Source organism: Vibrio sp. 1151_11 (genome assembly GCF_029478525.1).
Classification (GTDB): domain Bacteria; phylum Pseudomonadota; class Gammaproteobacteria; order Enterobacterales; family Vibrionaceae; genus Vibrio; species Vibrio anguillarum.
The window spans coordinates 33578-47706 of the sequence record NZ_SHMN01000005.1; the positions used below are offsets into that span (position 1 = coordinate 33578).

12 protein-coding genes are annotated in these 14129 nt (G+C 46.7%); 7 read left to right on the forward strand and 5 right to left on the reverse strand.

Annotated features, from left to right (window positions below; translation table 11 throughout):
• Nucleotides 1-2 precede the first annotated feature (2 nt).
• Together EXZ60_RS05375 and frdA are read right to left on the reverse strand one after the other, a co-directional pair.
• Nucleotides 3-761 (reverse strand): succinate dehydrogenase/fumarate reductase iron-sulfur subunit, encoded by a 759-nt coding sequence (locus tag EXZ60_RS05375; protein ID WP_013855867.1) that lies wholly within the window; start codon nucleotides 759-761, stop codon nucleotides 3-5.
• On the reverse strand, nucleotides 761-2575 hold the full coding sequence (gene frdA, locus EXZ60_RS05380) for a fumarate reductase (quinol) flavoprotein subunit (RefSeq protein WP_277435426.1): 1815 nt from the start codon (nucleotides 2573-2575) through the stop codon (nucleotides 761-763). Before frdA ends, EXZ60_RS05375 begins: the two co-directional genes overlap by 1 nt.
• Nucleotides 2576-2819: 244 nt before the next feature.
• Here frdA and epmA point away from each other — a divergent pair, with 244 nt between their 5' ends.
• The 5 genes from epmA (at nucleotide 2820) to cysE (ending at nucleotide 7168) form a co-directional block, all read left to right on the forward strand.
• On the forward strand, nucleotides 2820-3794 hold the full coding sequence (gene epmA, locus EXZ60_RS05385; RefSeq protein WP_194574588.1) for an elongation factor P--(R)-beta-lysine ligase: 975 nt from the start codon (nucleotides 2820-2822) through the stop codon (nucleotides 3792-3794).
• A 156-nt stretch (nucleotides 3795-3950) separates the two neighbouring features.
• Nucleotides 3951-4385: a rhodanese-like domain-containing protein gene (locus EXZ60_RS05390; protein ID WP_010317649.1), complete on the forward strand. Its 435-nt coding sequence runs from the start codon at nucleotides 3951-3953 to the stop codon at nucleotides 4383-4385.
• A gap of 167 nt (nucleotides 4386-4552) precedes the next feature.
• Nucleotides 4553-5020, forward strand: coding sequence for a protein-export chaperone SecB (gene secB / locus EXZ60_RS05395; RefSeq protein ID WP_013855870.1), 468 nt, complete (start codon nucleotides 4553-4555; stop codon nucleotides 5018-5020).
• A gap of 211 nt (nucleotides 5021-5231) precedes the next feature.
• Entirely contained in the window at nucleotides 5232-6260 is a 1029-nt protein-coding gene (gene gpsA, locus EXZ60_RS05400; RefSeq protein ID WP_088718026.1) for an NAD(P)H-dependent glycerol-3-phosphate dehydrogenase, read from the forward strand.
• 86 nt (nucleotides 6261-6346) lie between these two features.
• Nucleotides 6347-7168 (forward strand): serine O-acetyltransferase, encoded by an 822-nt coding sequence (gene cysE, locus EXZ60_RS05405; protein WP_010317654.1) that lies wholly within the window; start codon nucleotides 6347-6349, stop codon nucleotides 7166-7168.
• A 62-nt stretch (nucleotides 7169-7230) separates the two neighbouring features.
• Here the strand turns inward: cysE and EXZ60_RS05410 are convergent, their stop codons facing one another.
• From EXZ60_RS05410 to argE, 3 genes are all read right to left on the reverse strand, one after another.
• A complete protein-coding gene (locus EXZ60_RS05410) occupies nucleotides 7231-7770 on the reverse strand; it encodes a PadR family transcriptional regulator (RefSeq protein ID WP_010317655.1) in 540 nt (179 codons plus the stop codon).
• Between the two features lie 366 nt (nucleotides 7771-8136).
• Nucleotides 8137-10770, reverse strand: a complete 2634-nt coding sequence (ppc, locus tag EXZ60_RS05415) for a phosphoenolpyruvate carboxylase (protein WP_026027891.1) — start codon at nucleotides 10768-10770, stop codon at nucleotides 8137-8139.
• A gap of 232 nt (nucleotides 10771-11002) precedes the next feature.
• On the reverse strand, nucleotides 11003-12139 hold the full coding sequence (gene argE, locus EXZ60_RS05420) for an acetylornithine deacetylase (protein ID WP_013855875.1): 1137 nt from the start codon (nucleotides 12137-12139) through the stop codon (nucleotides 11003-11005).
• A gap of 155 nt (nucleotides 12140-12294) precedes the next feature.
• On the opposite strand from argE, the gene argC reads away from it, so the two are divergent.
• Nucleotides 12295-13296 carry an N-acetyl-gamma-glutamyl-phosphate reductase gene (gene argC / locus EXZ60_RS05425; protein WP_081245068.1) on the forward strand — a complete coding sequence of 334 codons (1002 nt, stop codon included), beginning with the start codon at nucleotides 12295-12297 and terminating at the stop codon, nucleotides 13294-13296.
• Nucleotides 13297-13319: 23 nt separating this feature from the next.
• Complete coding sequence (gene argB / locus EXZ60_RS05430) at nucleotides 13320-14111, forward strand: acetylglutamate kinase (protein WP_010317663.1); 792 nt, start codon at nucleotides 13320-13322, stop codon at nucleotides 14109-14111.
• Nucleotides 14112-14129 lie beyond the last annotated feature (18 nt).

Sequence of the window (14129 nt, forward strand, 5' to 3'; positions counted from 1 at the left end):
TCTTATCCCTCCACTTTCTTTGGTGAACCATCAGGTTTCAGCATGGCAATCACGAAGTCCATTGAAGACTCAACTTTGCCTTGGTTTACTGCTGCTGCTGGATCAACGTGTTTTGGACACACTTCAGAGCAGTAACCAACAAAGGTACAACCCCAAGCACCGTTATCACCATTGATAAGCTTCATACGCTCGGCTTTACCATGGTCACGGCTATCTAAGTTGTAGCGGTGAGCAAGGGTTAATGCTGCGGGGCCAATAAACTCAGGGTTCAAACCGAACTGAGGGCAGGCCGCGTAGCAAAGACCGCAGTTAATACAACCAGCAAATTGTTTGTATTTGGCCATTTGCTCTGGCGTTTGTAAGTTGGTGCCATCTTCAGGTTTACGATCGTTGCCAATGATGTAGGGTTTAATGGCTTCAAGACGCTCGATAAACGAAGTCATATCCACGATCAAATCTTTTTCAATTGGGAAGTTGGCTAAAGGTTCAATTTTCACGCCATTAGGGTAATCGCGCAGGAAGCTTTTACAAGCCAATTTAGGTACGCCATTGACCATCACACCACATGAACCGCAGATCGCCATACGGCAAGACCAGCGATAAGAGAGATCCTTATCGAGGTTATCTTTGATGTAGCCAATCGCGTCGAGCACTGACATGGTGTCATCAAAAGGAACTTCAAATGCTTGCAGGTGTGGCTTAGCATCTTTTTCTGGGTCGTAGCGCAAAATGTCTACTTTTTGAATGCGATTTGCTGACATTATTTTTGCTCCTCTGCGCTTTTCTCTTCTGCCGCTTTTTCCGCAGCGGCAGCCTGTTCTGCCGCTTCACCATAGAGACGAGCTTTCGGCTGAGATTTCGTGATCTTAACCGCGCTGTAGTCGATACTTGGAGCGGCATCAGGTTGATAGAAAGCTAAAGAGTGCTTGAGGTAGTTCACATCATCACGCTCAGTACAACCTTCGTCTAAACGCTGATGCGCACCGCGAGATTCTTTACGCAAGATAGCTGAGTGAACCATAGCTTCAGCCACTTCAAGGCCATAACCGACTTCGATAGCGTACAGAAGGTCGGTGTTGAACACTTTGCCTTTATCTTTAATGTTAATGTTTTTGTAGCGTGCTTTTAGCTCGGTGATTTTATCAATCGTCGCTTGCATTAAATCTTCTTGGCGGTAGATACCACAACCCGCTTCCATGGTGTGCCCCATCTCAGTGCGAATGGTGGCCCAGTTTTCATCACCTTCTTGGTTCATTAACGCTGCAATACGCTCTTCTACGGCTTTGACTTGTTTGGCGATAGATTCATCGTTCCAACCTTTGAATTCCGCTGCGCGTTTCACTGCACTTTCACCCGCAACGCGGCCAAAAACCACAAATTCAGCTAACGAGTTAGAACCCAAACGGTTTGCACCATGCAAGCCAACCGAGGCACATTCGCCGACAGCAAACAGACCTTTGATGCGCGTTTCACACTGACCGTCCGTTTCGATACCACCCATGGTGTAGTGTACGGTTGGGCGAATTGGGATCGGCTCTTTTGCTGGATCAACGTTGACGTAAGCTTTCGCCAATTCGCAGATAAACGGCAAACGCTCTTGTAAGTACTCTTCACCGAGGTGGCGAAGATCAAGCAGCACAACATCACCAAGCGGATGTTTGATGGTGTTGCCTTTCTGTTGTTCATGCCAGAAAGCTTGAGAAACTTTGTCGCGAGGACCGAGTTCCATGTATTTGTTTTTAGGCTGACCCACTGGAGTTTCTGGGCCCATACCGTAATCTTGCAGATAACGATAGCCATTTTTATTGACGATGATACCACCTTCACCGCGGCAGCCTTCCGTCATCAAAATACCCGTGCCAGGTAGGCCAGTTGGGTGGTATTGCACGAACTCCATATCGCGTAGAGGGACGCCATGACGATAAGCCATCGCCATACCATCGCCAGTTACAATGCCGCCGTTGGTGTTGCAGTGGTACACACGGCCCGCGCCACCAGTGGCTAATACCACAGATTTTGCTTTGATGGTTACTAGCTCACCTTCGGACATATGAATCGCGATAAGCCCTTGAACTTCGCCATCTTCAACAAGTAGATCCACCACGAAATACTCATCAAATCGATTGATTTGTGGGTACTTCATTGAAGTTTGGAAGAGGGTGTGAAGCATGTGGAAGCCTGTTTTGTCAGCCGCAAACCAAGTACGTTCGACTTTCATGCCACCAAAACGGCGTACGTTGACTTCGCCATTTTCTTTACGGCTCCATGGGCAACCCCACTGTTCCATTTGCACCATCTCGCGGGTCGAGTTGGCCACAAAATATTCAACAACATCCTGTTCACATAGCCAATCCCCACCACCAACGGTATCGTTGAAGTGGTTGTCAAGGCTATCTTCTTCCTTGATAACTGCTGCTGAGCCTCCTTCCGCTGCAACCGTATGAGATCGCATAGGATAAACTTTAGAAATCAGAGCAACTTCTAAATCAGGGTTTGCTTCAGCGGCTGCAATTGCAGTGCGAAGACCAGCGCCGCCTGCGCCGATGACTGCGATATCTGTGGTGATAATTTGCACAGTTATCCTCCGGTGTGTGATGCGGAAAATCCGCTTGTTATAGTTAAAGGTTCGTAAGCCTTAAGTGGTACGGGTAGTGTAGAAGAGCTGTGTAAGGAAAAAATTGATTCTGTTAGGTTTTTGCTTCGGAAGTGCAAGCGCGAGCATACTTATTTTTCTTTGTGTGATAATAATCACGTTAGAATTTGGAATTGCGCTTTAAGTCAGTAAAATTCATATCATCCAAACTTATGTGTGCCAGAACATGAATAGAAAAAACTGGATGCCAACCGCATCAATATCACAACTCAAACAGCGTGCTCAGTTACTCAAGCAGATCCGCCATTTCTTTGAACTACGAGATGTATTGGAAGTCGATACACCAGCCATGAGTCATGCCACGGTAACCGACATTCATTTGCAAACCTTCCAAACCCAATTTGTTGGTCCAGGATATGCTGATGGCCGTCAACTCTATTTAATGACCAGCCCAGAGTTTCATATGAAACGACTTTTGGCGGCGGGGAGTGGTTCGATTTATCAGATCAATAAAGCGTTTCGCAACGAGGAAAATGGCCGCTATCACAACCCAGAATTTACGATGTTAGAGTGGTATCGGGTTGGTTTTACTCACCATGATTTAATGGATGAGATGGATCAATTGCTGCAACTTATTTTGCAGTGTGGAGCGGCGCAGAAGATGAGCTACCAACAAGCATTTTTGCAGGTACTTGGGGTTTGTCCGTTAGAAGGCTCAATGGACGAGTTAAAAGCGGCTGCGAGCCGATTAGGTCTAAGTGACATTGCTGAGCCAGAAGAGGATAGAGATACCTTACTGCAACTGCTATTTAGTGTCGGTGTTGAGGTGGAAATTGGTCAACAGGTACCCGTTTTTGTTTACGATTTTCCTGCATCACAAGCGGCACTAGCTAAGATTAACCCGCAAGATCATCGTGTTGCGGATCGCTTTGAGGTCTATTTCAAAGGGATTGAACTTGCGAATGGTTTTCATGAGCTGGACAACCCACAAGAGCAACTGGCTCGTTTTGAAGCGGATAACCAAAAGCGTAAAACGATGGGGCTGGTCGAACAGCCGATTGACTACCACTTGATAGCAGCGTTAGAGGCTGGCTTACCTGAATGTTCAGGAGTAGCGCTTGGTATTGATCGCTTGATTATGCTGGCGTTAGGCCAAGATCATATTGATAACGTGACGGCTTTTCCTTTTCCGATAGCTTAAGCTTTTAAGCTGATGTGGATTGCGCGCTTGTAGTGCGATGAGCGCGCTGAAAAACGGCAACAGTTTCTTATTATGCAATGTAAGCCCTCGCGTCTGGCTGACAACCTCGTTATACTCCTTGTCTGATTTTAAGCCCACATTGCAAGAGCACAGAATATGCAAGAGTACATCGAATTTTTCCAACACAATATGATTCTATCTTTGGCATGGGTAGGTATTCTCGTCGCCTTAATCATGAGCATCGTGAAATCAACCACGGCAGCCTATAAAGAGATCACCGCTTCACAAACGACGCTTTTAATGAATCGAGAAAACGGTGTTGTTGTCGATATCCGCACGAAAGATGAATTTAAAAAAGGCCATATTACCGATGCGGTTCACATTTTACCGTCAGATATTAAATCCGGTAACTTGGCTAGCCTTGAAAAGCACAAGTCTGACCCAATCATTGTGGTATGTAAAACGGGTCAAACCGCGCAAGAGAGTGCCAACCTGCTTGCTAAAGCTGGGTTTGAGAATGTGAATTTACTGAAAAATGGTCTTGTAGCTTGGAATGAAGCGAACTTGCCATTGGTTCGTGGCAATAAATAATTCACTGATCGCGGTTATCTTGAACTGAGTGTGCTGGCTGAAAAGCCAGCATTTGATGCTAAGAGTTGTGATGTTTTCCACGTAATCGTGAGCTCATCTAGTCATTCGAAATCAGCTCGGTTAGTCTAAAAGCAACACTGAATTTGTAAGTATTTAAGGATTTAATCATGGCTGAAGCCGCACAACAAACAGCACAACAAAATTTCGCAATTCAACGTATCTTTCTAAAAGATGTCTCTTTTGAAGCGCCAAACTCACCTGTTATGTTCCAAAAAGAGTGGAATCCAGATGTGAAGTTGGATCTTGACACTCAAAGTCGTGATCTGGGTGAGGGTGTGTATGAAGTCGTATTACGCCTAACGGTGACAGTGAAAAACGCGGAAGAAATCGCGTTCTTATGCGAAGTGCAACAAGGTGGTATTTTTACTGCTGAAAAAATGGAAGCGGGTCAACTTGCTCATTGTTTAGGTGCATTCTGCCCGAACATTCTGTTCCCATATGCACGTGAAACAATTTCTAGCTTAGTTGTTAAAGGGACATTCCCACAACTTAACCTTGCACCAGTGAACTTTGATGCATTGTTTATGAACTACCTACAACAACAAGCGACTCAAGGCGAGCAAGCAGAAGCTTAATCGTTAATGACGTGAGATCATTAACGTTGGCGTTCCACGTCAGACTTTGATGATAAAAAATGCACAAAGCATCCCAGATAATGATGGTGCGTTGTGCATTTTTTGTTTATTTCGAATGCCAATACCTCCGTTCCTTGCTACTCCGTATTGAAAGCTGTATCGGAAGGAATTTAGGTATAACATGACAACACGAATAGCAATGGACGAAACAATGACAGATCCTAACAGTATTTACGGTAAAGCGATCACCATGACAGTAGTTGGTGCGGGTTCTTACGGCACATCTCTGGCGATTTCTTTAGCACGTAACGGTGCTAATGTTGTCCTTTGGGGACACGATGCTAAGCATATGGCTCGTCTTGACGCTGATCGTGCTAACCAAGAATTTTTACCCGGTATTGATTTTCCCGATTCGCTGATTGTGGAAACCGATTTGAAAAAAGCGGTACAAGCGAGCCGCGATTTGTTGGTTGTAGTTCCGAGCCACGTATTTGGCCTTGTTATGAAGAGTTTAAAGCCTCACTTGCGTGATGATTCCCGTATTTGTTGGGCAACCAAAGGGCTTGAACCTGAAACGGGCCGGTTACTGATGGATGTGGCCTATGACACCATTGGCGAGCGCTATTCATTGGCGGTGTTATCTGGGCCGACTTTTGCTAAAGAGCTGGCGATGGGAATGCCTACCGCAATTTCTGTTGCCTCGCCTGACGCGCAGTTTGTCGAAGATCTGCAAGGCAAAATTCACTGCAGCAAAACTTTCCGCGTTTACGCCAATAGTGATTTTATTGGCATGCAGCTAGGTGGTGCGGTGAAAAACGTGATTGCGATTGGCGCTGGCATGTCCGATGGGATTGGCTTTGGTGCGAATGCGCGTACTGCATTGATTACGCGCGGTCTGGCCGAAATGTGCCGTTTGGGTGCAGCGTTAGGTGCTCAGCCTGAAACCTTTATGGGGATGGCTGGATTGGGTGACTTAGTGCTCACTTGCACCGATAACCAATCACGTAACCGTCGCTTTGGTTTGGCGTTGGGACAAGGGAAAGACGTGGATACGGCGCAGCAAGAAATTGGCCAAGTGGTTGAAGGTTATCGCAACACCAAAGAGGTGTGGTTATTAGCGGCGCGCATGGAGGTTGAAATGCCAATAGTTGATCAAATCTATCAAGTGCTGTATCAAGGAAAAGATGCGCGTGTTGCAGCACAAGATTTGCTGGCTCGTGATAAAAAAGCAGAACGCTAATTCATTGCTCATGATTAGGCACAAAGCCTATTAGCAATCTACATTGACGCTCTAGAGATTGGATGAGGAAGGGTGATCAACCAACGATGAAACATTGCGAAAAACTCAAAGTGTGGCAAGCCATAGTCAAAGAGGCGCGCGAGCAGTCAGAACAAGAACCGATGCTGGCCAGTTTTTATCATGCCACTATTATTAAGCATGATAGTTTAAGCTCGGCCTTGAGCTACATTCTTGCCAATAAGCTGAATACGGCCTCAATGCCAGCGATGGCGGTGCGTGAAGTGGTCGAAGAGGCATTTGCCGCAGACCCCAGCATTATGGAAGCGGCGGCGTGTGACATCTGCGCGACTGTCAATCGCGACCCCGCGGTATCTATGTTTTCAATGCCTCTACTTTATCTCAAGGGCTACCATGCCTTACAAGGCTATCGCGTCGCGAACTGGTTATGGAAGCAAGGTCGAGTGGCGTTGGCTACCTATTTTCAAAACCAAATTTCGGTAGCTTGCCAAGTGGACATCCATCCTGCTGCACGTATTGGTCGCGGCATCATGCTTGACCATGCCACAGGTATTGTGATCGGTGAAACTGCAGTGGTGGAGAATGACGTCTCGATTTTGCAAGATGTAACGCTAGGTGGAACGGGTAAAGAGTGCGGCGATCGCCACCCGAAAATTCGTGAAGGTGTGATGATTGGCGCGGGTGCCAAAATTCTCGGTAATATTGAAGTGGGCGAAGGGGCGAAAATTGGTTCTTGTTCGGTGGTATTGCAAGCGGTGCCTCCGCACACTACCGTCGCTGGAGTGCCAGCCAAAATTGTCGGTCGTCCGCAAACCGATAAGCCTTCGTTAGATATGGACCAACAATTTAATGGTCGCTCTCAAAGTTTTATTGCCGGTGATGGTATTTGATTTGGTCGCGGAAAACAAAAAGGGTGATGCTCACAGAGCATCACCCTTTTTTATGGTTGGCATTAAGCCATTGCATCGAGTTCAGCAAGCACTTCTTCAGCCCAATCAACCCACGCTTGGCGAACCAGTAGGTTGCGGCGTAGTGTTAGACGCTCAAGGCGCTGTAGCTTATCGAGAGTAGCTGGTGTTGCATAGTACGCAGACTCAATCTCTTTGTAGTGAGCAACCAGTTTTTTCGATTCTTCAACCAATTCACCCAGTTGAATTCGGTAAGGTGTTGCTGGTTGTACCGCGCAAGCGATCAATTTAGCGCTAAATTCATCACGTACGGTTGGATGAGCTGTAGGTTGGTCAAACCATTCACCTAAAGCGCTGCGACCTGCATCGGTGATGGAGTAAACTTTACGATCTGGCTTGCCATCTTGCGGTTCTAATACACAAGTGACTAGGCCTTGTTGACCCATTTTATTCAGTTCGCGGTAAACTTGTTGGTGGCTGGCTTTCCAAAAATAGCCAATGCTCGAAGAGAACTCTTTTGTGATGTCGTACCCTGTGGCATCGCGAGTGCTCAAAACAGTGAGGATAACGTGTGGTAATGACATGTCTTTAATCCAAATGGTTAATAAACTCAAAAACAACTTGCTCAAACTCGTGTTGTGCTTCTGATGGCATCAATCATGAATGAGTTTAAGCAACACCCACCGTTCTATTGACGGAGTGGGTTGTGTCACCTTAAAAAGCCGTTTATCACCTAGGATTATATGCGTGACGCATATCGACCTGCGATTTGTTATGTTTGTATGCTACCGCAGAGGAGCAGTAGTATATCTAAATAATAAGCATAAAGTAGAATACTTTGTTAGTTTAGCTTAAAAAACTGATAATATGCTCAATAATTTTTGTGATTTAAAATAAAAAGCCGCACAGAGGCGGCCTTTTAGCTAGTTTGTGAAACAAAATGCTGTTACTTAGCCTGTGTTACGCATTCCTGCTGCAATACCCGCGATAGTCACCATTAAGGCTTCTTCTAACTCTGCTGGTGCGGTTTCGGTTTGGCGAGTGCGGTACAACAGCTCTGCTTGCAGCATATTTAATGGCTCAACATAGATATTGCGCAAACGGATTGACTCTTGACCCCAAGGATCGCTTTGCATCAAGTTCTCATTGTTTTCTACATTTAACACCGCTTTGATGTCTTTCTGTAATTGAGAACGCAAACGCTCACCGAGCGGGCGTAACGATTCATCGACTAGGCGTTCATCGTAATAGCGTGAGATTTCAATGTTGCACTTGGAGTAAACCATCTCTAGCATGCCTAAACGCGTTGAGAAAAATGGCCATTCACGGCACATCTCTTCCAGCAGTGCTTGGTGTCCTTTATCGATAGAAAACTGAATTGCTTCTCCCGCACCTAGCCAGGCTGGTAGCACGAGGCGGTTTTGGCTCCAAGAGAAGATCCACGGGATTGCACGTAAGCTTTCGACCCCACCATTAGGGTTGCGTTTAGCCGGACGTGAACCGAGCGGTAATTTACCCAGCTCTAGCTCTGGCGTTGCTTGGCGGAAGTACGGGACAAAGTCCGGCTCGCCGCGAACAATATGGCGATACGCTTCGCAAGAGACTTCAGACAATACCTCCATTAAGTCGCGCCAATCTTGTTTTGGCTCTGGTGGTGGCAGCAGGTTCGCTTCTAAAATGGCGCTGGCGTACATCGTAAAACTATTGACCGCTACTTCTGGTAGACCAAGTTTAAAGCGGATCATTTCGCCTTGCTCCGTCACACGCAAGCCACCTTTTAAGCTTTTGGGTGGTTGTGAAAGCAGTGCCGCATGTGCTGGAGCGCCCCCGCGACCAATGGTGCCGCCACGTCCATGGAATAGTGTCAGTTCAATTCCGGCCTCTTCACTGACATTAACCAAAGCTTCCATTGCGCTGTATTGCGCCCAACCGGCGGACATTACACCTGCATCTTTAGCCGAATCAGAGTAACCAATCATCACCATCTGGTGGTTTTGAATAAAGCCACGATAGAGATCAATGCCCATTAGCTGGCGGATCACCGTTTCTGCGTTGTTTAAATCATCCAAAGTTTCGAACAGTGGACAAACGTCCATGCGATAAGGGCAGCCACACTCTTGCAACAATAGATGTACGGCAAGTACATCTGATGCGGTACGAGCCATCGAAATCACATAAGCACCAAAGGCTTCGCGAGGCTGAGAAGCAACGATTTTACAGGTGTCGATCACCTCTTGTACCGCTTCTGAAGGCTGCCAGTCACGAGGTAACAAAGGACGTTTTGAGCTCAACTCATTGGTGAGAAACGCAATTTTGTCTTGCTCGCTCCACTGGTCATAATCACCAATGCCTAAATAACGGGTGAGCTCGGAGATCACATCAGAGTGACGAGTGCTCTCTTGGCGAATGTCCAAACGTACAAGATGCACACCAAACGCTTTAATCCGGCGCAGAGTATCAAGCAGCGAGCCATCGGCAATGACGCCCATGCCGCATTGATGTAAAGATTGGTAGCAGGCATAAAGCGGTTCCCACAACTGTGCGATATTTTGCAGTGGTGCTTTGCGTGCCAGTTGTTGGCCATTGATCTTGGCATCTAACACTTCCAGTGTTTCGCTGAGTAGTTCACGCAGGCGTTTGAGAATGGCGCGATAAGGTTCGTGTTCATCTATGCCAGCCAAATCGCGTAGCGCGTCACTGCATTTGGTCATCGACAATTCGCTGACCAGCTCATTGATATCACCTAGGTAGAGATCGGCCGCTTTCCATCGAGAAAGCAGCATTACTTCACGGGTGATTTTATGAGTCACAAAGGGGTTACCATCACGGTCGCCGCCCATCCACGAAGAAAAATGCACAGGGCGTGCATCAATTGGTAGCCCTTCACCTAAGTAGTTGGTGAGGTGCTCATCAAATTCACGAAGAAAATCAGGCACGGCTTGCCATAGAGAATTTTCCACCACCGCAAAGCCCCATTTTGCTTCATCCAGTGGCGTAGGGCGCTGCTTACGAATCACATCTGAATGCCAGCTTTGCGCGATCAACTGTTCTAAACGGCGTTCGGTTTTTTGGCGCTCTTTAAATGAAAGGTCACTGAGTTCAAGCTTGGAGAGACACTCGTTAATTTTCACCAGCTTGTTGATCATCGTGCGGCGTGTAATTTCGGTTGGGTGAGCCGTTAGCACTAACTCGATATTGAGATCGCGTACCGCTTGAGCAGCATCCAATTTACTGATTTTATTTTGATTCAGTTTAGTAAACAGTAAATTAATCGCATCAGGCTCACACACATGTTCTTCACAGTGACGTGAAATGGTGTGGTACTGCTCGGCCATGTTGGTTAAGTTAAGAAATTGGTTGAATGCCCGCGCTACCGGGGTGAGCTGTTCGTTGGGAAGGTTTTTGATCTCTTCAACCAAGCTGTCTCGGTCGGCTTGATTGCCATTACGGGCTGATTTTGAAAGTTTTCGGATGGTTTCCACTTTCTCTAAGATAACGTCACCATGGGCGTCCTGAATGGTGTTGCCCAGCAAACGGCCAAGCATGCTCACGTTACTTTTGAGCGCAGCGTATTTTTCGTTCATTGTCATCCTGCCTTGTAAAAAAATTACATCCATTGTTCCTTGCTAAGTACACAATCTAGCGAAAAGATCCCTGTAGAGTCAAATAAAGCCGACTATTTTTACGATTATTGCTGAATGTTATTGAACGTGATCATTTGGTGAATAATTGGCGTAAATTACTGAAATTTTATTACAAAAATGCCCGACCGTAGAAAAGCTGTCAGGCATTTATCGCTTGAGTAAGCTTGGTAGGCTAGAAGCAGTATTTATACATTGCTTTGGACAAAATCGAGATGGTTGGATCAATAAATTCAAACGCTAGGAATTCATCCGGTTGATGCGCTTGATCGATCGAACCTGGGCCGAGTACCAGTGTTGGGCATAATTGTTGTAAGAACGGTGCTTCAGTACAGTAATTCACGGTTTGTGAAGCGGTATTGCAAATCTCTTCAATGTTGCCAATAAAGGGGTGATCATGCTGACATTCATAACCCGGAATCGCATCATGCAGCGCGGTAATCTCAATGCGACCGGGCCATTTTGCACTGACTTCATTCAGTGCATTGCGCAGCAAGTTATCGAGCCCATCTAGACTCATGCCGGGCAGCGGGCGCACATCGTAATGCAATTCGCAGCAGCCACAAATGCGGTTTGGACTATCGCCACCGTGGATATGGCCGAGGTTCAAAGTGGGGTGAGGAATGGCAAAGCCTGGGTGATGGTACTCTTTGATCAATTTGTCGCGCAGTTGCATTAACGCGAACAGCACTTCATGCATGATTTCGATGGCATTTACGCCCAGAGCAGGATCAGACGAGTGGCCCGATTTTCCTGTCACTCGAATAGCGTTGGCTACGTGGCCTTTATGGCCGCGGATGGGCACAAGGCTAGTCGGCTCACCAATAATGCAGTAATCCGGTTGAAATGGTGCATGTTCAGTGAAATGACGCGCGCCGAGCATAGTGGTTTCTTCATCACAGGTAGCCAACACATACAGCGGTTTACTCTGTTTACTCCAATCGACTTTTTTCACCGCTTCGTAGATAAAAGCAAAAAAGCCTTTCATGTCTGCCGTGCCTAAGCCATAGAAACGATCATTGGCTTGCGTTAACGCGTGTGGTTCAAAATTCCAACGTCCTTCGTCAAATGGAACGGTATCACTGTGCCCCGCGAGCAGTAGGCCACCTTCGCCGCACCCTTTCTTCGCCACTAAATTGTATTTTCCCGGCGCGACTTCAATGGTGTCGACTACAAACCCTAAGCTGGAAAACCAGCTTGCCAATTTATCAATCACACTCTGGTTACCTTCGTCCCAACGAGCATCTGTGGAGCTGATGGAAGAGGTCGAAATCAGACCTTGGTAAACCTCAAGAAAACTGGGTAATTGCATATTATCTTTGCTCCTAGTATTGACAGAGTAATTGTGAGAAGGTAAAACACATATTAAATCACTTTGTGTGAATAAAAAACCGAGTTAAGTGTCTTTTTTGAAATTTATAGTCATTTTTAGATTGTCTTTTTTACCTTGAAATTGGATGTCACGAGATGTTGAAAACCACAATTATCGGAGCTAGCGGTTATACCGGCGCTGAGTTGGCGTATATGGTGCAAAAACACCCACAACTCACGCTATCAGGTTTATACGTTTCCGCCAATAGCCTAGATGCTGGAAAACCAATGGCTGAGCTGCATGGCAAACTCTCCGGTATTGTCGACATGCAGGTACAACCATTAGTGGATCCGGTGAGCGTTGCAAGCCAATGTGATGTGGTGTTTTTAGCTACGGCTCATGAGGTGAGCCATGATCTCGCGCCTATTTTTCTTGCGCAAAATTGTCAAGTTTTCGACCTTTCTGGTGCTTTTCGCGTCAAAGGTGATGATTTTTACCAAAATTACTATGGTTTTAAACATCAACACCCTAAATGGTTAGAAAACGCGGTTTATGGACTGGCGGAATGGAATTATGAGGCAATTAAGCAGAGCCAATTGATCGCCGTTGCAGGTTGCTATCCAACCGCATCGCAACTGGCGATAAAGCCTTTGGTTGAAGCGGGTTTGTTAGATACAACTCAATGGCCGGTGATTAATGCCACCAGCGGTGTCACAGGTGCGGGCAGAAAAGCGACATTAACCAATAGTTTTTGTGAAGTGAGCTTACAGCCATACGGCGTGTTTACTCATCGCCACCAACCTGAAATCGTCGCCCATTTAGGATGTGATGTGATTTTTACGCCTCACTTAGGGAATTTCAAACGCGGTATTTTGGCCACCGTGACGATGAAGCTTGCATCAGGTATTTCAGAGCAACAAGTCAGCCATGCTTTTGAGAAGGCGTACGCTAACAAACCAGCGGTTCGGCTCAAATCAACCTTGCCGAGCATCAAAGATGTTGAATTTACGCCATTTTGCGACCTCGGTTGGCGAGTGCAAGGTGAGCATATTATCGTCGTGTCCGCGATCGATAATTTATTAAAGGGGGCATCGAGCCAAGCGATGCAGTGTTTAAATATTCATTACGGTTTTTCTGAGCTAACGGCTTTGGTGTAACGCACCAAGCGTAAGGGTTAAATATGACAGATACAAAGCAAAATCCATTAGTGATTAAGTTAGGCGGCGCTGCGCTGTCTTGTTCTGAAACGCTAAGCAAACTGTTTGGCGCAATCGCACTGTATCAAGCCCAAGCTCAGCGACGAATTGTCATCGTGCACGGGGGCGGTTATCTCGTCGATGACCTGATGGCGAAATTACAACTAAAAACCGTGAAGAAAGAAGGTTTGCGTGTCACGCCTTATGACCAAATTCCGCTGATTGCAGGCGCGCTGGCTGGGACAGCCAACAAAATGCTGCAAGGGCAAGCGATTAAAGATGGCTTAAATGCGGTTGGTTTATCGCTCGCTGATGGCGGGTTATGCAAAGTCGAAGAGTTGGATCCAGAACTCGGCGCAGTGGGCAAGGCTTCTCCTGGTGATTCACAAATCGTGCAAGCGATTTTAGCCGCTGGTGGTTTGCCTATTATCAGCTCGATTGGCCTGACCGCTGATGGTCAAATGATGAATGTCAACGCCGATCAAGCAGCCGTTGCAGTGGCTGGCGCATTGGATGCAGAGCTCGTTCTGCTTTCCGATGTGAGCGGTGTGCTGGATGGCAAAGGCCATTTGTTGTCGAGCCTCAATGAGCAGCAGGCCAATGCGCTCATTAAAGGCAAAGTGATCACGGATGGCATGATTGTCAAAGTGAAAGCGGCGCTGGAAGCGGCAAATGATTTAGGTCGCCCGATTGAAGTGGCGACATGGCGTTACCCAGATAAGCTCAGCAAATTGTTTGCGGGCGAAAGTATCGGGACCCAATTTTTACCTCAATAAACGCATTTAATCAGTTGT